At 56.5% G+C, this 19,073-nt stretch carries 15 protein-coding genes and 4 tRNA genes; 12 read left to right on the top strand and 7 right to left on the bottom strand.

Features of this window, described 5'->3' with window-relative positions; translation table 11 throughout:
- Positions 1–2,448, bottom strand: a 2,448-nt coding sequence (gene acnB, locus CL546_RS01310) for a bifunctional aconitate hydratase 2/2-methylisocitrate dehydratase (RefSeq protein WP_290492502.1), incomplete at its 3' end; no start/stop codon positions are given.
- Between the two features lie 181 nt (positions 2,449–2,629).
- Positions 2,630–3,538, bottom strand: a complete 909-nt coding sequence (locus CL546_RS01305; protein ID WP_290492501.1) for a lysophospholipid acyltransferase family protein — start codon at positions 3,536–3,538, stop codon at positions 2,630–2,632.
- A 120-nt stretch (positions 3,539–3,658) separates the two neighbouring features.
- On the opposite strand from CL546_RS01305, the gene CL546_RS01300 reads away from it, so the two are divergent.
- Positions 3,659–4,267: a MiaE family protein gene (locus tag CL546_RS01300; protein WP_290492500.1), complete on the top strand. Its 609-nt coding sequence runs from the start codon at positions 3,659–3,661 to the stop codon at positions 4,265–4,267.
- A gap of 147 nt (positions 4,268–4,414) precedes the next feature.
- Here the strand turns inward: CL546_RS01300 and CL546_RS01295 are convergent, their stop codons facing one another.
- From CL546_RS01295 to CL546_RS01285, 3 genes are read right to left on the bottom strand one after another with little or no spacing between them, the layout of a single operon-like run.
- Positions 4,415–5,146, bottom strand: a complete 732-nt coding sequence (locus CL546_RS01295; protein WP_290492499.1) for a UDP-2,3-diacylglucosamine diphosphatase — start codon at positions 5,144–5,146, stop codon at positions 4,415–4,417.
- Positions 5,147–5,148: 2 nt separating this feature from the next.
- Entirely contained in the window at positions 5,149–5,760 is a 612-nt protein-coding gene (locus tag CL546_RS01290) for a peptidylprolyl isomerase (RefSeq protein WP_290492497.1), read from the bottom strand.
- A gap of 5 nt (positions 5,761–5,765) precedes the next feature.
- Positions 5,766–6,263 carry a peptidylprolyl isomerase gene (locus tag CL546_RS01285; protein WP_007151150.1) on the bottom strand — a complete coding sequence of 166 codons (498 nt, stop codon included), beginning with the start codon at positions 6,261–6,263 and terminating at the stop codon, positions 5,766–5,768.
- A 156-nt stretch (positions 6,264–6,419) separates the two neighbouring features.
- Between CL546_RS01285 and CL546_RS01280 the strand changes: the two genes are divergently transcribed.
- A complete protein-coding gene (locus CL546_RS01280) occupies positions 6,420–8,105 on the top strand; it encodes a glutamine--tRNA ligase/YqeY domain fusion protein (RefSeq protein WP_290492495.1) in 1,686 nt (561 codons plus the stop codon).
- Positions 8,106–8,211: 106 nt separating this feature from the next.
- Here CL546_RS01280 and CL546_RS01275 read toward each other — a convergent pair whose 3' ends face one another.
- On the bottom strand, positions 8,212–8,544 hold the full coding sequence (locus CL546_RS01275) for a YegP family protein (protein WP_290492494.1): 333 nt from the start codon (positions 8,542–8,544) through the stop codon (positions 8,212–8,214).
- A 187-nt stretch (positions 8,545–8,731) separates the two neighbouring features.
- Positions 8,732–9,577, bottom strand: a complete 846-nt coding sequence (folD, locus tag CL546_RS01270) for a bifunctional methylenetetrahydrofolate dehydrogenase/methenyltetrahydrofolate cyclohydrolase FolD (protein ID WP_290492492.1) — start codon at positions 9,575–9,577, stop codon at positions 8,732–8,734.
- Positions 9,578–9,835: 258 nt separating this feature from the next.
- On the opposite strand from folD, the gene CL546_RS01265 reads away from it, so the two are divergent.
- From CL546_RS01265 to CL546_RS01220, 10 genes are all read left to right on the top strand, one after another.
- Positions 9,836–9,912 (top strand) — tRNA-Pro (locus tag CL546_RS01265).
- A 26-nt stretch (positions 9,913–9,938) separates the two neighbouring features.
- Positions 9,939–10,015, top strand: a tRNA-Arg gene (locus CL546_RS01260).
- Positions 10,016–10,047: 32 nt separating this feature from the next.
- Positions 10,048–10,123, top strand: a tRNA-His gene (locus CL546_RS01255).
- A gap of 179 nt (positions 10,124–10,302) precedes the next feature.
- Entirely contained in the window at positions 10,303–11,616 is a 1,314-nt protein-coding gene (gene tig, locus CL546_RS01250; RefSeq protein ID WP_290492490.1) for a trigger factor, read from the top strand.
- Positions 11,617–11,902: 286 nt separating this feature from the next.
- Positions 11,903–12,559: an ATP-dependent Clp endopeptidase proteolytic subunit ClpP gene (gene clpP / locus CL546_RS01245; RefSeq protein WP_039925993.1), complete on the top strand. Its 657-nt coding sequence runs from the start codon at positions 11,903–11,905 to the stop codon at positions 12,557–12,559.
- Positions 12,560–12,677: 118 nt separating this feature from the next.
- Complete coding sequence (clpX, locus tag CL546_RS01240) at positions 12,678–13,958, top strand: ATP-dependent Clp protease ATP-binding subunit ClpX (RefSeq protein ID WP_290492487.1); 1,281 nt, start codon at positions 12,678–12,680, stop codon at positions 13,956–13,958.
- 55 nt (positions 13,959–14,013) lie between these two features.
- On the top strand, positions 14,014–16,410 hold the full coding sequence (gene lon, locus CL546_RS01235) for an endopeptidase La (protein WP_290492485.1): 2,397 nt from the start codon (positions 14,014–14,016) through the stop codon (positions 16,408–16,410).
- Between the two features lie 185 nt (positions 16,411–16,595).
- Entirely contained in the window at positions 16,596–16,868 is a 273-nt protein-coding gene (locus tag CL546_RS01230) for an HU family DNA-binding protein (RefSeq protein ID WP_039925990.1), read from the top strand.
- A gap of 10 nt (positions 16,869–16,878) precedes the next feature.
- Positions 16,879–16,955 (top strand) — tRNA-Asp (locus CL546_RS01225).
- A gap of 117 nt (positions 16,956–17,072) precedes the next feature.
- Complete coding sequence (locus CL546_RS01220; RefSeq protein ID WP_290492482.1) at positions 17,073–19,004, top strand: SurA N-terminal domain-containing protein; 1,932 nt, start codon at positions 17,073–17,075, stop codon at positions 19,002–19,004.
- Positions 19,005–19,073 lie beyond the last annotated feature (69 nt).

Genomic DNA, 19,073 nt, shown 5'->3' with positions numbered 1-19,073 from the left:
GAGGATGGACGCCACAGACGCCAGCTCAGCCGATGCCAGGTACACATCCGCACCCTGACCCAGACGGTTCGGGAAGTTACGGGTGGAGGTGGATACCGCAGTGGACTTCGGCGCGATGCGAGCCTGGTTACCCATGCACAGGGAGCAGCCTGGCATCTCGGTGCGCGCACCGGCGCTGCCGAAGATGTTGTAGTAGCCTTCTTCGGTAAGCTGGTGCTGATCCATCTTGGTCGGCGGAGCGATCCATAGACGGGTCGGCATGGTGCCGCTTTCCACTTTCTGGAGCAGCTTGCCCGCAGCACGGAAGTGACCGATGTTGGTCATGCAGGAACCGATGAACACTTCGTCGATCTTGGCGCCAGCCACGTCGGACAGGGTTTTGGCATCGTCCGGGTCGTTCGGGCAGCACAGTACCGGCTCGTTGATCTGGTCCATGTCGATTTCGATGACGGTGTGGTACTCGGCATCGGCGTCGGCACGCATCAGGCTCGGGTTGGCCAGCCACTCTTCCATGCCGTTGATGCGACGCTCAATGGTACGGGCATCGCCGTAACCGTTGGCAATCATCCATTTGAGCATGGTGATGTTGGACTTCAGGTACTCAGTCACGCTGTCTTCGGACAGGGTGATGGTGCAGCCCGCAGCGGAACGCTCGGCGGACGCGTCAGACAGCTCGAATGCCTGTTCAACGGTCAGGTCATCAAGGCCTTCAATTTCCAGTACGCGACCGGAGAAGACGTTGACCTTGCCTGCTTTGGCAACGGTCAGGTGGCCGTCTTTGATGGCCTGCATGGGGATGGCGTGTACCAGGTCACGCAGGGTGATGCCCGGCTGGCGTTTACCCTTGAAGCGAACCAGAACTGATTCCGGCATGTCCAGTGGCATAACGCCGGTGGCAGCAGCGAACGCAACCAGACCAGAGCCGGCCGGGAAGGAAATGCCCATTGGGAAACGGGTGTGGGAGTCACCACCGGTACCAACGGTATCCGGCAGCAGCATACGGTTCAGCCAGGAGTGGATGATGCCGTCGCCCGGACGGAGGGAAACACCGCCACGGTTCATGATGAAGTCGGGCAGGGTGTGCTGGGTTTCCACGTCAACCGGCTTGGGGTAAGCGGCGGTGTGACAGAAAGATTGCATCACCAGGTCGGCCTGGAAGCCCAGGCAAGCCAGATCTTTCAGCTCGTCACGGGTCATCGGGCCAGTGGTGTCCTGGGAACCTACGGTGGTCATCTTCGGCTCGCAGTACATGCCGGGGCGAACACCGTCCATGCCGCAGGCCTTGCCGACCATTTTCTGGGCCAGAGTGAAGCCCTTGTCAGAATCACCCGGCTGTTCCGGCTTGCGGAACAGTTCGGACGGTGCCAGACCCAGCGCTTCGCGAGCCTTGGTGGTCAGGCCGCGACCGATGATCAGGTTGATACGGCCGCCGGCACGGACTTCGTCCAGCAGGACTTGTGAACGCAGGTCGAATTCAGCGGTCACTTCGCCGTCTTTTTCGACCTTGCCTGCGAACGGGTAAACGTCGATCACGTCACCGGTGTTCATTTTGGATACGTCGCACTCGAAGGGCAGGGCGCCGGAATCTTCCATGGTGTTGAAGAAGATCGGAGCGATCTTGCCGCCGATGCAGACGCCGCCGGCGCGCTTGTTCGGTACGAACGGAATGTCGTCACCGAAGTGCCACAGTACGGAGTTGGTAGCAGATTTACGGGAAGAACCGGTACCCACAACGTCGCCTACGTAGGCAACCGGGTGGCCTTTTTTCTTCAGCTCGTCCATCTGGCTCAGTGGGCCGATTTCGCCGTCTTTTTCCGGAGTGATACCTTCACGCGCATTTTTCAGCATGGCATTGCCGTGCAGCGGGATATCCGGGCGGCTCCAGGCGTCCTGTGCGGGGGACAGGTCGTCGGTGTTGGTTTCACCGGTAACCTTGAAGACAGACAAGGTCATTTTTTCGGCCAGGTCGGCACGCTTGGTGAACCATTCGCCTTCCGCCCAGGATTCAATCACTTCCTTGGCTTTGGCGTTGCCGGCTTTCATTTTGTCTTCCACGTCGTGGAATGCATCAAAAACCAGCAAAGTGTGCTTGAGTTGCTCGGCGGCTTCGTCAACCAGCTCGGCATCGTCGAGCGCTTCGATCAGCGGGGCCACGTTGTAGCCACCTTGCATGGTGCCCAGCAGCTGCACAGCACGCTTCTTGTCGATCAGAGGGGAGCTGGCTTCACCTTTCACAATCGCGGTCAGGAAAGCGGCCTTTACATAAGCGGCCTGATCCACACCCGGCGGAACGCGGTTGACGAACAGGTCCTGGATAAATTCTTCTTCGCCAGCCGGCGGGTTCTTCAGCAGTTCTACCAGGTCGGCAACCTGCTGTTCGGTAAGCGGCTTCGGCGGTACACCTTCAGCGGCGCGCTCTTCTACATGTTTGCGATAGGCTTCTAGCACAGCGTTTCCCTCATCGTCGTCTTGGCTGATTTCTTTTGGAAATCAGTCTTTTAGGGTGTTACTGGGGGTTGGAATTGCGCGCGGAGTATAGCGGAATGGGCATCAATTGTTAAGCCAAACCCGTATTGCAGCCATTCATGGCGTGAATACTCGTAATCACTGAAACCGTGGGGATACAAGGCTAGTAAGGCGTGTTGACCCCGGCCGGTGGGCGGCGGAAGCGTTTGTAGCTCCACAGGTATTGGCTCGGTGATTCGTTGATAAGCTGCTCGATTGAACGGTTCATCGCGGTCAGCGCCGTGTCCAGGTCGTCATCCTTCACGGCGGGGTCGGCCGGGCGGACCCGTATTTCGTAGCCCTGGGTGCCTGGCAGACGGCGGGCCCAGGCCATAAACGTGACTGCCCCTGTCTGGCGAATCAGCTTGCAGGAGAGGGTGCCGGTGTATGCTGGCTGCCCATAGAAAGGTGCATGCCGGCCGCTGCGGCGATCGGGGACCTGATCCGGGAGAATGGCAGTCAGTGCGCCTTTCTTCATGGCCCTGACCAATCCCGCCACGCCGCGGGCGGTGGTCGGATACATGGTGGAGCCAAAATGCTCCCGGCCACTGCGGACCAGGTCGTCGACTTCCGGCAGGCCAGAGGGAGCAAACATGGCGTGTAAACCAAATTCGGTGGCCAGCCAGAAATTCAGAACTTCCCAGCAGCCCAGGTGCGGCGCGAGAATCATGATGGGTTTGCCATCCAGCACGGCCTGGCGAAGCGGGGCGTCACCGTCAACCGCCACTACTTGCTTCAGGCCTTGGGCAGGGTGGCGCCAGAACAGGGCAATTTCAAAAGTGTTCTTGATGCTTTCAATGAGTGATTGGCGTGCCAGCCGGTTCCGCTCTTTTTCAGTGAGGGTCGGGTAGCAGAGCGCCAAATTGGTTTTGCTGACTTTTAAGGCCTGAGTGGGCAGGCAGGCCAGCAAGGTGCCGACGGCGGTGGCGATCGCCCGATTGATGGCAAAAGGCAGGGTGCCCAGCAGTCGCAATGCGATGATGGCCGCTTGTCCCTTTGCCCGTTGTACGCGTGGATGTGTTTTTCTGCCCATGGCGCGACAGTATACGGGCGCGACGGGTGAGCACCAGCGGTGCGGGTGAGATTGCGTACAAAAACGCTATAATGCCGGCGCCTGTCTGCGGATGGGTTACCTTGAGCCAGCGAGAACCCCATGCACGATATTTCCCACATCCGCGATTTTCTCCCCTGTGTGACGCCACCTGCCTGGGTCGACTGGGCGTTGCAGAACCCGGATATCCTGCTCATTGACCATGCTCACTGCGAAAAGAAAGCAGCCAGCACAGCGATAAACCTGATGTTTCGTTATGTGGATCGCCCCGAGCTACTGGATACGCTGAGCCAACTGGCTCGGGAGGAGCTGCTGCATTTTGAGCAGGTGGTGCAGCTGATGCGGGCGCGTGGCGTGCAGTACGATCATATGACACCGGCACGTTACGCCAAGGGGTTACGCCAGCATATACGCACGTCCGAACCCGGCCGTCTGGTGGATACCATGATTGTGGGCTCGTTGATTGAGGCGCGCAGCTGTGAGCGGTTTGCCGCTCTGGCTCCCCATGTGGATGAAGAGCTGGGGCGTTATTACCGTTATTTGTTGAAGAGTGAGTCGCGACACTTTGAGGATTATCTGAAACTGGCCGAGCAATATGCGCAGGGGCTGATCGCTGAACGGGTGGATTTCTTCAAGGCGGTAGAGCAGGAACTGATTGAAACACCGGATGATGAGTTCCGGTTTCATTCGGGAACGCCGAGAGGTAATTAATCGTTAATAATGAATAATTAATAGTTGCGCGAGTAACAGTTGTGATGGTTTAAACGCAAGAGGCCGCGCCCAACCTATGGACGCGGCCTCTTGCGTTTGAAAAAGACAAAGCTGAGTCGCGAGTTATTAATTGTTAACTATTCATTATTAATTAATTTCAAAGCTTTCCAGTTTTAGCCCTTCTTCACTGTCGGCAATGATCTGCCAGCCCAGCTTGCCCCAGTCACCCAGCACCCAGCGCTTGCCGGTGCCGTCTGGCAAGGCTACGTCGTGGACGTCAGGGCGGTGGGTGTGGCCGTGGATCAAGTGCTTTACTCCGGCTTCTTGCATTTCCCGGACCACTTCTTCCGGGGTGACATCCATGATGTTTTCGGCCTTGTTGGCATTGTTGCCCTGGCTTTGCATGCGCATGCCCTGGGCGATCATGCGCCGTTCTTCCAGCGGCTTGGCAAGCATACCCTGTTGCCACTGTGGATTGCGGGCCATGGTGCGGAACTGTTGGTAGGCGGTGTCCAGGGTACACAGACTATCGCCGTGCATCAGGATTGCGTCGGTGCCGTAGAGGTCGACGACGGTGCCTTCGTTAAGCAGGCTGCCGCCGCAGGCTGCGGCGAAATCGTTGCCGAGCATGAAATCCCGGTTGCCGTGCATGAAGTAGAGCTTGCTGCCGCTGTCGGAGAACTGACGGAAGGCGGCGATGGCATCGAGATTGAATGGGGTGTCATCATCGTCGCCGATCCAGGCTTCGAAAAGGTCACCCAGTACATACAGGGCACCGGCTTTGCCGGCATGTTTTTCCAGCAGTTTTTTCAGGGCATCCAGATGCTCAGGGCGTGCCGGATCCAGGTGCAGATCAGAGATGAAAAGGGTGTAACTCATGACTATTGAGCGTCCTTCTCTTCGTTCGCCTGTTTAGCCGGCGCGCTGTCATCTTCCAGGCGGTAGGCCTTGGTAATCAGAATCGGTACTTCCGGGACATCGCGGGCCATCATGCCGTTAAGGCGCTGGCTGGTGGTGGGTTCGCGAGCGATATTGTCGACCACATTCATGCCGTCAGTAACCGCTCCGAAAACGGTATAGCCCCAGCCGCGAGTGTTCTTGCCGGTGAAATCCAGATTGCGGTTGTCTACCAGATTTATAAAGAACTGGGCGGTGGCTGAGTGCGGGTTGCTGGTGCGCGCCATCGCCAGAGTACCGCGCTTGTTTTTGAGGCCGTTGTCGGCCTCGTTCTGAATGGGCTCGCGCGTGGCCTTGCGCTGCCCGCTCTGGTCAAAGCCGCCACCCTGAATCATGAAACCGCTAATAACACGGTGAAACTGGGTGCCGTTGTAGAAGCCACTGTCCACATATTGAAGAAAGTTGGCGACACTTTTCGGGGCTTTGTCTTCATACAGCTCGATGGTCACCGGGCCAGCGGTGGTGTCCAGGCGGACCACCGGGTTGGCCAGCAACAGACCAGGAAGCAGAGCGAGCAGGGCAGCAGCAAGGCGCATGGCGATTAGTCCTCAATCAGCTCGGCGGATTCGATCAGTACCGGTTCTGCTGGTACATCCTGATGACCGCCGCTGTTGCCGGTGGCGACATTGCGGATTTTTTCCACCACGTCCATGCCGTCAGACACGGCGCCGAATACGGCATAACCCCAGCCATCCTGGCTGCGTTCCTTGTCCAGGAAGTGGTTGTCGGCTACGTTGATGAAGAACTGGGCCGAGGCGGAATGCGGGTCCGGGGTGCGCGCCATGGCAATGGTGCCGGCCTTGTTGGACAGGCCATTGCCCGCTTCATTCTGGATCGGTGCGCGGGTGGGCTTTTGCTGCATGTCTTCGGTGAAACCACCACCCTGGATCATGAAATTGCTGATAACGCGGTGGAAGATGGTGCCATCAAAGTGGCCTTCCTTGACGTATTGCACGAAGTTCTCGGTGGTTCCCGGCGCTTTCTCTGCGTCCAGTTGCAGGGTGATTTTGCCGTAAGTTGTTGTCAGCAACACTTTCATTGATGTTTCTCCGCAGGGTCGGACCCGTCAGTTAACGCCTATTTTGCGTGCAGAGGGGCCCTGAGTCTTTGACTGTTGGGGGGGCTACAGTACACTAGCGCACCTTCATTTTCACCGTACCCATTTACCGTATCTCTATCCGGACTGGCCCAGGCAATGAGCGAAACGAAAGCGCCAAGCAATTTTATCAGACAGATCATCGACCGTGACCTCGCAGAAGGTAAAAATGACGGCCAGGTGGCTACCCGTTTTCCGCCGGAGCCCAACGGTTACCTGCATATCGGCCATGCGAAATCTATCTGCCTCAACTTCGGTATTGCGGAAAGCTATGGCGGTAGCTGTAATCTGCGCTTCGACGATACCAACCCGGAGAAGGAAGAGGACGAGTACATCCAGTCCATCAAGCAGGATGTGCAGTGGCTGGGGGTCCAGTGGAACGGTGAAGAGCGCTTTGCCAGTAACTACTTTGACCAGCTGTATGATCTGGCGGTGGGCCTGATCGAGAAAGGCCTGGCCTATGTGGACAGCCTGAGCCCGACGGAAATCGCTGAATACCGCGGTAATTTCACCACGCCCGGCAAGCCGAGCCCTTACCGTGACCGGTCTGTGGATGAAAACCTGGCGTTGTTCGAGCAGATGCGCGACAACAAGCTGGACGAAGGCGAGGCGGTGCTGCGCGCGAAAATCGACATGCAGAGCCCGAATATCAGCCTGCGTGACCCGATCCTCTACCGGATCCGCAAGAAGACCCACCACCAGACCGGTGACAAGTGGGTCATCTACCCCATGTATGACTTCACGCACCCGCTGTCGGATGCCATTGAAGGCATTACCCACAGCCTGTGTACGCTGGAATTCGAAGATCATCGTCCCTTTTATGATTGGGTAGTGGAGAATACCGCTGTACCGGCCAGTCCCCGCCAGTATGAATTTGCCCGGTTGAACCTGAATTACACAGTGACCAGCAAGCGCAAGCTCAAGCAGTTGGTGGATGAAGGGCACGTGGATGGCTGGAATGACCCGCGCATGCCGACCATCTCCGGGTTGCGTCGCCGTGGTTACACCCCGGCTTCTATTCGTACCTTTTGTGAGTCGGTGGGGGTAAGCCGTGCGGATTCGGTGGTGGACATGGGAATGCTGGAAGCGGCGATCCGTGATGACTTGAACCAGTATGCTCCACGGGCCATGTGCGTGATGAATCCGCTGAAAGTGGTCATCGAGAACTGGGAAGAGGGTAAGGAAGAGTCATTGATTGCGCCGGTGCACCCCCAGAATGAATCCATGGGCACCCGGCAGGTGCCGATGACCCGGGAAGTGTATATCGACCGTGAGGATTTTCGGGAAGAGGCCAACAAGAAGTTCAAGCGTCTGGTGTTGGGTGATCGGGTGCGGTTGCGTTATGGCTATGTGGTGCGTGCAACGGATGTGGTGCGCGATGCACAGGGCGAGATCGTGGAAGTGCGTTGCACCTATGATCCGGACACCCTGGGCAAGAACCCGGAAAATGCCGAGGACCAGGGCAAGATGCGTGGGGTGATCCATTGGGTCAGCGCGGTAAAAGGGCTGCCCTGCGAAGTGCGCCTGTATGACCGCTTGTTCAGCGCAGCCAACCCTGGCAAGGGGCTGGAAGAAGGGCAGAGCTTCTTGACGCATATCAATCCTGAGTCCCTGACTGTCCTGGATGAATGTTGGGTAGAGCCGGGTCTGCGCGGTGCGCTGGCGGAAACCCGTTACCAGTTTGAGCGCGAAGGCTATTTCTGTGTGGATCAGGACAGCACCGAAGAGCGGCTGGTGTTCAATCAGACCGTGGGCCTGCGTGAGTCCTGGCCGAAGGAGGCCTGAGTCGCACGCTGGCATGGATCATCGGCTATTGATCGTTGCGTAGCACTGAAAACAAAAAAGGCCGCACTCGGATGCCTGAGTGCGGCCTTTTTTATTGCGAGCACTTTCAGGTCAGGTCGACCAAAACGGCGGTGGGTGCATTGGCTGCAACGGATGCAATGCCGTTTTCCATGCCGTCGGCGCTCTTGTACATCTGGCTTTGTCCAATCACCTGGTGGTTGGCGGCCTTGAGGACGAAATAGTGCCGTTCGTCCTTGGCGACCTTGCGTTCGAAGTTGTCATCATCGGTGCTGTTCTTGCGTACCGAATCGATGCCGTTCTCGCAGGCGGACTTGGTGGTGTATTGCTCGCTGGCGAGGATGATCTCGCCGTTACCGGCTTTCAGACGAAAGATGAACTGGTCATTGCTGGCTTTGTCGATCTCGAACTTCCCTGACATGGTGCTCTCCTTAGTCTGCCTCAATGGGGCGACTGCAACGAGAAAATCACTGCAGCATCAGGGATGCTAACTCAGCCTGTCAGTGGTGGATATTGACGATTTTATGACAGCGCACGGGGCAAAGATGATGAGGGCGTGATGGGGGAAGTAGGGAAGAGTAGGGCGCCTGAGGCGCCCCGGTTGGCTTTCAGCCGAAGGCTTTTTCGCCGGATTGCAGCGTCTGGAAGATCAGGGTGTTGATCGTCATCGGCCCGACCCCGCCTGGGACCGGTGTATAGGCGGCCACGCGATCAACCAGCGGCGCCAGTTCAATATCCCCGCACTTTTGCGGGTGAAAGCCAGCATCGACTACCACTGCGCCATCCTTGATCCAGTCCGCCTTGATGAATTCCGGTTTGCCCACGGCGCCAACAACAATGTCTGCCTGCTTCACCAGGGCCGGCAGGTCCTGGGTGCGGCTGTGGCAAATGGTGACGGTGGCATTGGCTTCGAGCAGCATCATGGCCATGGGTTTGCCCAGAATCGCGCTGCGACCCACCACGACGGCATGTTTGCCTTCCAGCTCCACCTGATGGTGCTCCAGCAACCGCATGATGCCCTTGGGCGTGGCGCAACCGTAGGCGGCTTCACCCATGCTCATGCGGCCAAACCCGAGGCAGGTGACGCCGTCCACATCTTTTTCCAGGCTGATAGCGTCGAAACAGGCGCGCTCGTCGATCTGGGCGGGGACCGGGTGTTGCAACAAAATGCCGTGTACATCGGGGTTGCTATTCAGTTCGTCAATCTTGGCCAGTAGCTGTTCTGTGGTGGTGTCTTCACTGAGCTCGATGGCCACGGATTCCATGCCAACACGCTGGCAGGCGTTGCCTTTCATCTTTACATAGGTGGCGGAGGCAGGGTCAGCACCCACCAGAATGGTGGCAAGAATCGGCGTACGGCCGTTGGCCTTGGCTTTCAGGGTGTCGACACGCAGGCGCATCTCCTGTTCAAACTGCTGGGCCAGGGTTTTGCCATCAAGAATCTGGGCGGTCATGTGGGCGGTCTCTCTGAAATTGACTACATATTAGGAGGTGCGGCTCGGCGGGATGCGCTAATGACAGCCAGCCGGGGTAGCCGTGAACGGCGCGATTCTCGCATGCGCAGGCACTGCGCGCAAAAAATGGACGCAAAAGTTGCCTAAAATCTGAACGTTAGACATTTTTTTGCGTCAAACCCCGTTGACGCTTATGGGGGTGCCGAGTATTATGCGCGCCTCGCTTTCGAGCTTAGTTGCTAACTTTGCTTTATGAGACGGGGTGTAGCGCAGCCTGGTAGCGCGCCTGCTTTGGGAGCAGGATGTCGGGGGTTCGAATCCCTCCACCCCGACCAGTTGGCTTGATGGCGATAACCTGCAAGCGCCTGTAGCTCAACCGGATAGAGCAACGGCCTTCTAAGCCGTCGGTTGCAGGTTCGAGTCCTGCCAGGCGCGCCAGGCAGGACAGGAAGAAAGCAGACAGTTTTATGGTGATTGTAGCTCAGTTGGTAGAGCTCCGGATTGTGATTCCGGCGGTCGTGGGTTCGAGCCCCATCAGTCACCCCATTTTAAAAGCCTCCNGGATAGATCCCCGGAGGCTTTTTCGTATGAGCTTCAGGAGCTGCGCTACAGGCAGACTGTAGGCAGCGAAGCTCCCTTTGATTATAATCTGCGCCCTTCATTAGGCCGTCTTCGCGTTATTTCGGCGGCGGGCAGAGATAAAAGTCTTTTTTAAAGAGGATGTTATGCAGGTTTCTGTTGAAACGACTTCAGGTCTTGAGCGCCGTGTGACGGTGGGTGTACCCGCGGAAAAAGTGGATGTGGCAGTAGAAGGCAAGCTGCAGGAAGCCCAGAAAACCATCCGTCTGGACGGTTTCCGCCCGGGTAAAGTGCCCATGCGTGAAGTGAAGCGTCGCTTTGGCGGGGCCGTGCGTAACGAAGTGCTGGCTGACGTCATGCGTGAAGCCTTCATCGAGGCGGTGGAGCAGGAAAAACTGCAGCCCGCAGGCATGCCTGGTTTCGAAGCCAAGACCAACGAAGCCGGCAAGGATCTGGAATTCGTGGCCACCTTCGAGGTGTACCCGGAGGTTGAACTGGCCGCGTTCGATACCATCGAAGTGGAAAAGCCCCAGTCCGACGTGACCGATGCCGACGTGGACACCATGATCGAAACCCTGCGCCAGCAACGTGCGGAGTTTGCCGATGTAGACCGTGCCAGCGAAACCGGCGACCGCGTTAACATCGACTTTAAAGGCCTGAAAGACGGTGAAGCGTTCGAAGGCGGCACCGCCGAAGGTCAGAACCTGGAGCTGGGCTCTGGTCAGATGATCCCGGGCTTTGAAGACGGCATCGTTGGCATGAAAGCCGGTGACGAAAAAGAAATCGACGTGACTTTCCCGGAAGACTATCAGTCTGAAGAGCTTAAAGGTCAGTCAGTCGTGTTCCAGATCAAGGTGAACAAGGTAGAAGGCAAGGCGCTGCCGGAAGTGGACGCCGAGTTCATGAAAGGCTTTGGTGTGGACGATGGTGATGAAACCAAGTTCAAGGCTGAAGTGCGCAAGAACATGGAGCGTGAGCTCAAGAATGCCATCACCAGCAAGGTGAAAGAGCAGGCCATGGACGGGTTGGTGAACCTGCATGAGTTTGATCTGCCGGCAGCTCTGGTCACCCAGGAAATCCAGCGCATGCGTCAGCAGATGATGCAGCAGTTTGGTGGTGGCCAGCAGTTTGATCCTTCCATCCTGCCGGATGACCTGTTCAAAGAGCAGGCCGAGCGCTCTGTGCGTCTGGGTCTGGTGGTGCGTGCCATCCTCGACAAGAACGAAATCAAGGCAGATGCCGACAAGGTAAAAGCCCGCGTTGAAGAGATTGCCGAGCAGTACGAAAAACCGGAAGAAGTGGTGAGCTGGGTCTACAGCAATCCGCAGCAGCTGCAGCAGATTGAAGGCGCAGTCCTTGAAGAGCAGGTGGTCGACCTGGTGCTGGAAAGCGCCAAGGTGGAAGAAAAAGCCATGCCTTACCAGGACGCAGTGAAGCCGCGCGAGCAAGCGGAAGGCTGATTTAATCCTTCGGTTTGACCTTCAAAACGGGGCCTTCGGGCCCCGTTTTGCGTTATTTATGTGCAATTTGCGCAAGAATTGTGCACTTGAACCCCTCTCCCGCCCACTTTTATAGACGCCCCCCAAGTGCCGTCATAAGATGCCTGAAGACCTATTCGCCTTGCTTGCCTTGTATTCCGGCCTTCTGGCCCCCAAGACAACGCTAGGTACATGCCGGTTGTTGACCTCCGGCATCAATAAACAGTTGAGAACGTCCACGGACGATCGACGAGAAGGAAAGCGCTACATGATCGACTTGAGCCGTATTAACTCGCTTACTCCGGAAATGAGCCAGCTGATCAAGGATCCGACGAATCTGGGGCTGGTACCGGTCGTTATCGAGCAGACCGCCCGTGGGGAACGTTCTTTCGATATCTACTCCCGTCTTCTGAAAGAGCGGGTGATCTTCATGATTGGCCAGGTGGAAGATCACATGGCCAACCTGATCGTGGCACAGATGCTGTTCCTTGAGTCCGAGAACCCGGACAAGGATATCCACCTGTACATCAACAGCCCGGGTGGCTCGGTTACCGCTGGCATGTCCATCTACGACACTATGCAGTTCATCAAGCCGGATGTGTCCACCATGTGTGTAGGCCAGGCGGCCAGCATGGGGGCCTTCCTGCTTACCGCCGGGGCCACCGGCAAACGTTTTGCACTGCCCAATGCACGGGTGATGATCCACCAGCCGCTGGGTGGCTTTCAGGGCCAGGCGTCAGACATTGAAATTCATGCCAAGGAAATCCTGAAAATCAAAGGGCAGCTCAACAGCTTGCTGGCTCACCATACCGGCCAGCCCATCGAGCAGCTGGAAAAAGACACCGACCGTGACAACTTCATGAGTGCCGACGAAGCGAAGGAATACGGCATCATTGACGCGGTGTTGAGCCAACGTCCTGTTTAAATAGGGCCTGTTCGTACAAAAAGTGTCCTAACGGAACGGCAGAGCGGCCCGGCGGGCTTGAAAAACACCGGGCTACCCTGCATCTTCAAAGCAAATACACAGGTTTAGAGGCAATTCGATGACCGATTCCACTGGCAAGGGCGACGACGGCAAACTGCTGTATTGCTCCTTCTGCGGCAAAAGCCAGCATGAGGTCCGCAAACTGATTGCGGGGCCCTCGGTCTTTATCTGCGACGAATGCGTGGATCTGTGTAACGACATTATCCGCGAGGAAGTGCAGGAAGACACCAGCGATACGGCTGGCGAGCGCCTGCCCAAGCCGAACGAGATCAAGGACACCCTTGATGAGTACGTGATCGGCCAGGAGCGCGCCAAGAAGGTGCTGGCTGTGGCGGTGTACAACCACTACAAGCGTTTGCGTAGCGGCGGCAAAGGCCGTGACGAAGTTGAGCTCGGAAAAAGCAATATTTTGCTTATTGGGCCTACCGGTAGCGGTAAGACCCTGCTGGCCGAGACCTTGGCGCGTCTGCTCAATGTACCGTTCACCATCGCTGATGCCACCACGCTCACCGAAGCCGGTTATGTCGGTGAGGACGTGGAAAACATTATCCAGAAACTGCTGCAGAAATGTGACTACGATGTGGACAAGGCCCAGCGCGGCATTGTTTATATTGATGAAATCGACAAGATTTCCCGCAAGTCCGACAACCCCTCCATCACTCGTGACGTGAGCGGTGAAGGCGTGCAGCAGGCACTGTTGAAGTTGATCGAAGGCACCGTGGCGTCTGTGCCCCCTCAGGGTGGCCGCAAGCATCCGCAACAGGAATTCCTGCAGGTAGACACCTCCAACATGCTGTTTATCTGTGGCGGTGCCTTTGCCGGTCTCGACAAGGTGATCCGTGAGCGCTCCGAGAAGGGCGGCATTGGTTTCTCCGCCGAGGTGAAGAGCAAGGACAATGCCCGCAATCTGGGCGAGCTGTTGGTCGATGTGGAGCCGGAAGATCTGGTCAAGTATGGCCTGATTCCCGAGTTCATTGGGCGTTTGCCAGTGATCGCGACGCTGGAAGAGCTGAGCGAAGAAGCGCTGATCCAGATTCTCACCGAACCGCGCAATGCGCTGACCAAGCAATATGCGCGTCTGTTTGAAATGGAGGGGGTGGAGCTGGATTTCCGCGACGATGCTCTGCGTGCGATTGCCAACAAGGCCATGGTACGCAAGACCGGCGCTCGCGGCTTGCGCTCGATCCTCGAGGGCGTATTGCTCGATACCATGTACCAGGTGCCGTCCATGGATAGCGTGGCCAAGGTGGTGATTGATAGCCCGACCATCAAGGGTGAATCCGAACCGTTGTTGATTTACGAAAACAACGAGCAGTCTTCCAAGGTGGCACCGGATTGAGATCCGGGCATGGTCCGGGTCTGTCCTGCTTACACCTAAGTCATAGAGGCAATACGTGCTGAAAGATATTCCGCTTTTACCGCTACGTGATGTAGTGGTGTACCCGCACATGGTTATCCCGCTGTTTGTCGGCCGGGAAAAGTCCATTGCGGCTCTTGAAGCTGCCATGGCAGCTGACAAGCAGATCATGCTGGTCGCCCAGCGTAATGCCTCCGACGACGATCCGGGTGTAGACGATATCTACCGGGTCGGCACGATTTCAACCATCCTGCAATTGCTCAAGCTGCCGGACGGTACCGTGAAGGTGCTGGTCGAAGGCGGTCAGCGTGCCCATGTGGCCAAGGCTGAATTTGGTGAAGAAGGCGCTGTTGCTGATGTACGCGAGCTGGAAGAAGGGCTCCCGGACGAAAGCGAGCAGGATGCGCTGTCTCGCTCCCTGCAGGGTCAGTTCGAGGATTACGTCAAACTCTCCAAGAAAGTGGCGCCGGAAGTGACCGGCTCCGTTTCTTCCATCGACGAAGTCAGCCGCTTGGCCGACACCATTGCCGCGCACCTGCAGCTCAAGCTGGAAGAGAAGCAGGACGTGCTGGAAATGGTGGACGTGCGCGAGCGTGTGGAACACCTGATCGCGCTGATGGAATCCGACATTGATGTGCTGAAAGTGGAAAAGCGCATTCGTGGCCGGGTGAAAAAGCAGATGGAGAAAAGCCAGCGCGAGTATTATCTGAACGAACAGATGAAAGCCATCCAGAAAGAGCTGGGTGATCTGGAAGACAGCGGTAATGACCTGGACGATCTGGAAAAGAAAATCGACGGCGCGGGCATGCCCAAAGAGGCCCGTGACAAGGCTCAGGCAGAGCTGAACAAGCTCAAGATGATGTCCCCCATGTCGGCGGAAGCCACGGTTGTGCGCGGCTATCTGGATTGGATGACCTCGGTGCCGTGGAAAAAGCGCAGCCGGGTACGTCATGATCTGAATTACGCCAAGGAAGTACTGGACCGGGATCACTACGGTCTGGAAGACGTAAAAGATCGCGTGCTGGAATTTTTGGCCGTACAGAGTCGGGTCGGCAAGGTGAAAGGGCCGGTGTTGTGTCTGGTTGGACCGCCAGGGGTAGGCAAGACCTCATTGGGGCAATCCATCGCCAGCGCCACCAATCGCAAGTTCGTTCGCATGGCGTTGGGTGGTGTCCGTGATGAGGCGGAAATACGCGGTCATCGCCGGACTTATATCGGCTCCTTGCCGGGTAAGGTTATCCAGAAACTGTCCAAGGTGGGCGTCCGTAACCCGCTGTTTTTGTTCGATGAAGTCGACAAAATGGGCATGGATAACCGGGGTGATCCTGCGTCTGCACTGCTGGAAGTGCTGGACCCGGAACAGAACGATACGTTCAGCGATCATTACCTGGAAGTGGACTATAACCTGTCCGAAACCCTGTTCATTTGCACATCCAATTCCATGAATATTCCGGCGCCATTGCTGGACCGCATGGAAGTAATCCGTCTTCCCGGTTATACCGAGGAAGAGAAGGTTAATATTGCGCTGCAGTACCTGATCCCCAAGCAAATCAAAAACAACGGCTTGAAAAAAGATGAGCTGTTATTTGATGAAGCCGTGTTACGGTACATCGTTCGCCATTACAGCCGAGAGGCTGGCGTGCGTGGGCTGGAGCGCGAAATCAGCAAAATTTGCCGCAAGGTGGTAAAAGAACATTTGCTCACTGGTGAAACGAAAACGGTCACCATGAGTGAAGAGCTGGTCGAGCATTATCTCGGTGTGCGCAAGTTCAGCTTTGGTCGTGCTGAAGAGCAGGATCAGATCGGTCAGGTAACCGGCCTTGCATGGACTTCTGTGGGCGGTGAGCTGCTCACGATTGAAAGTGTTTCCACGCCGGGCAAAGGGCGGGTGATTTCTACCGGCTCTCTGGGTGATGTAATGCAGGAATCTATCCAGGCTGCGTGGACGGTAGTGAAAAGCCGTGCAGGGACCCTGGGCATTCGCCGCCGGGCCCTGGATCGAAACGACCTGCACATGCATGTGCCGGAAGGGGCAACCCCGAAAGATGGGCCCAGTGCCGGCGTAGGTATGTGTACGGCCATGGTGTCTGTGTTGACCGGTATTCCGGTGCGTGCGGATGTGGCCATGACCGGTGAAATTACCCTGCGTGGGCAGGTGCTGCCGATTGGCGGCCTTAAGGAAAAGCTGTTGGCTGCCCATCGCGGCGGAATCAAGACGGTATTGATTCCGGAAGAAAATGAGAGGGACCTCAAGGAGATCCCCGACAATATCAAGGCGTCCTTGGACATTCGACCAGTAAAATGGATTGACCAGGTACTTGATGTGGCACTGACTCATCAACCAAATCCGCTTTCCGAAGCGGAGCTGGAAGAGGATTTAGCGCTGGCAGAAGAGAAAAACCAGGAAGGTAGCAAACGTCCTAGTACACATTAACGGATCACATTTAAACCTTTTTAAATTGTTGATCTGTATGGTTTTTCAATTGTTTTAACTTGGGTGAGATCGTGCTTCTCCTTTCTTGACGCCCCTGATACCCGTTGGTATAAAGGCGGCTTCGCATAAGGAGAGTGCATCACGCCTCGACCATAAAACCGGGAAAATAGAGAAAGGGGAACTTTGTGAATAAGTCAGAGTTGATTGATGCGATTGCCGCTAGCGCGGATATTTCCAAAGCCGACGCTGGTCGCGCTCTGGATTCTACTTTGGAAGCGGTAACTGGCGCCCTGAAAAAAGGTGACAGCGTTTCTCTGGTAGGTTTTGGTACTTTTGCTGTGAAGCGTCGTGAAGCTCGCGATGGCCGCAACCCGCAAACTGGCCAGACCATCAAGATCGCCGCTGCCAACGTACCGGGCTTCAAAGCCGGTAAGGCACTGAAAGACGCGGTGAACTAAACTGTTTGCAGGAGCGGTAGTTCAGCTGGTTAGAATACCGGCCTGTCACGCCGGGGGTCGCGGGTTCGAGTCCCGTCCGCTCCGCCAGTTTGAGAAAGCGTACTCGTAAGGGGTACGCTTTTTTGCATTTAAGGGAACCTGCAGTCATCCGCCGGTTCTGAATAATAAGATCGAATTTCGAGAGTATCCCTACGGAGTAATTTCATGCAGGAGTTCAGACGGTTTGTCCGCGGTCCCGTGGGCAAGGTCCTGCTTGCCGCAATCATTCTTCCTTTCGTGATTTCCGGCTTTTACGGCTACTTTGTCGGCGGAAGCACAGGCGACGTGGTAGCTGAAGTGGAAGGCAGCAAGATCACACGTAGTGTTGTGAACCAGCGGGTAGAGCGGGTTCGTAACATGCTTCGCGAGCAAAGCCCGAATATGAATCCTGCATTGCTGGATTCATTTGTGCGTCCGGAAATGGTGCTGGATGGCATCGTCAACGAGCAACTGATTCTGGCCGCAGCAGAACAATCCAGCATGGTGTTCAGTGAACAACAGGTTGCTGCCGATATTTACAAGGTGCCGCTGTTCCAGGAAGACGGCAAGTTTTCCGAACAGCGGTTCGAGCGTGAACTGCGCGCCCGTGGGATGAACCCGCAGAGTTACATCCAGGGGTTGCGTCAGGACATGATCAAGGAGCAGTTCCGTGCGGGCTTCATGCAGACGGACTTTTCGCTTCCTTCCGAGCTGAACGAACAGCGCCGTCTGGGCGAACAGTCCCGCGATATCCGTTATGCGCAACTGGATATCAACTCGCTGCGCAAGCAGTTCAGCGTGTCAGATGAAGAGGTCAAAGCCTTCTATGACGAGAATCAGGGTGAATTCATGCGCCCTGAAGAGTTCAAGGTGTCTTACGTTGAACTGTCCGCGGACAAGTATGCCGATCAGGTTAGCGTCACTGATGAGGATGTGAAGGCGGAATACGACGTCCGTAAATCCATCATGGAAGAAGCGGGTGCCGGTGACGCACCACGCCAAGTGTCACATATTCTCATCGAAGTGAACGGTGATCGGGATCTTGAGCAGGCGAAAGTCCGTGCCCGTGAAGCGGCGAAAGCCATTGCCGGTGGTGAGTCCTTTGCAGATGCTGCTGCCCAGTACTCCGACGACTCAGGCAGCGCCCAGTCCGGTGGTGATCTGGGTGTGGTTTCCAAGGGGGCCTTGCCTGAAGAAATGGAAGACGCCATTGCCGAGCTGGCTTCTGGCACCGTCTCTGCGCCTGTGGTAACGGACGCCGGGGTTCACCTGATCAAGGTGACTCAGGAGGAGGCCGCGCGTGACTTGCCGTCGCTGGCTGAGCTGTCGGATCAAATCCGCACTGACCTGAAAAAAGCCCGTGCGGAAGCGTTGTTGAATGACGATGTGGCGAAGCTGGAAGAGCTGCTCTACGAACATGCTGATCTGCAGAGTCCGGCAGAGCAGGTGGGCACGTCTGTGGTCACCACCGACTGGGTCGACCTGGCGGCGGCTGATGCACCATTGTCCCTGCCTCAGGTGCAACAAGCGCTGAATTCTGATCAGGTGCGCGAACAGGGGCACAACAGTGATCTGATTGAGGTTGATCCGACCCGTTATATCGCTGTACGCATCGCAGAGAACAAGTCTCCTGAACCGATGCCGCTTGAGGAAGTCTCTTTCGCTATTCGTGAACGCCTCAAAGGTGAGCACGCCATGGACAAGGTCCAGCAGCTTACCGAAGACGCACAGAAATCCATTGATGATGGTGCTGATCTGGCGGCAGTGGCGGACCTGTTCGAGGTAGAAGTTGAAGAGCAGGAAGGCCTGCAGCGTGGTGGTGCAGAACCGTCCATGGAAGTGGTCAACGGTGCATTCGGTGCGCCGCGCTTCGAAGAAGGGGAGGCCTCTCCTGTGGCGCTGACCCGTCTGGGTGACGGCTCTGTGGTGGCTTACCAGGTGACTCGCGTTGCCGACGGTAATGCCGAACCGTTGAGTGATGCCCAGCAGCAGGCGGCATTGGTTGAACTTGCCAATGTGGAAGGGCAGCGCAATTTCCGTCAGGTGGTTGCCCTGTTGCGCGATGAAGGCGATGTGGAATTGCATCCCTCTCGACTGAGCGCCAACCAGGGAGAGTAGTCTCCCTGCGGCGTTCAGCTCATAGAAAAAGCCCACCATCTGGTGGGCTTTTTCTATGTCAAAACACTA

This window comes from Alcanivorax sp., from assembly GCF_002726155.1.
In the GTDB taxonomy this organism is placed as follows: domain Bacteria; phylum Pseudomonadota; class Gammaproteobacteria; order Pseudomonadales; family Alcanivoracaceae; genus Alcanivorax.
Note: the sequence above shows the minus strand (reverse complement) of the source record. Positions and strands in the feature narration are given on the sequence as shown.

Bases quoted from the DNA above. Each gene is read 5' to 3' on its own strand.
- CL546_RS01305 (WP_290492501.1), bottom strand. From the start codon at position 3,538: ATGGGCAGAAAAACACATCCACGCGTACAACGGGCAAAGGGACAAGCG.
- CL546_RS01300 (WP_290492500.1), top strand. From the start codon at position 3,659: ATGCACGATATTTCCCACATCCGCGATTTTCTCCCCTGTGTGACGCCA.
- CL546_RS01295 (WP_290492499.1), bottom strand. From the start codon at position 5,146: ATGAGTTACACCCTTTTCATCTCTGATCTGCACCTGGATCCGGCACGC.
- CL546_RS01290 (WP_290492497.1), bottom strand. From the start codon at position 5,760: ATGCGCCTTGCTGCTGCCCTGCTCGCTCTGCTTCCTGGTCTGTTGCTG.
- CL546_RS01285 (WP_007151150.1), bottom strand. From the start codon at position 6,263: ATGAAAGTGTTGCTGACAACAACTTACGGCAAAATCACCCTGCAACTG.
- CL546_RS01280 (WP_290492495.1), top strand. From the start codon at position 6,420: ATGAGCGAAACGAAAGCGCCAAGCAATTTTATCAGACAGATCATCGAC.
- CL546_RS01275 (WP_290492494.1), bottom strand. From the start codon at position 8,544: ATGTCAGGGAAGTTCGAGATCGACAAAGCCAGCAATGACCAGTTCATC.
- folD (WP_290492492.1), bottom strand. From the start codon at position 9,577: ATGACCGCCCAGATTCTTGATGGCAAAACCCTGGCCCAGCAGTTTGAA.
- tig (WP_290492490.1), top strand. From the start codon at position 10,303: ATGCAGGTTTCTGTTGAAACGACTTCAGGTCTTGAGCGCCGTGTGACG.
- clpP (WP_039925993.1), top strand. From the start codon at position 11,903: ATGATCGACTTGAGCCGTATTAACTCGCTTACTCCGGAAATGAGCCAG.
- clpX (WP_290492487.1), top strand. From the start codon at position 12,678: ATGACCGATTCCACTGGCAAGGGCGACGACGGCAAACTGCTGTATTGC.
- CL546_RS01220 (WP_290492482.1), top strand. From the start codon at position 17,073: ATGCAGGAGTTCAGACGGTTTGTCCGCGGTCCCGTGGGCAAGGTCCTG.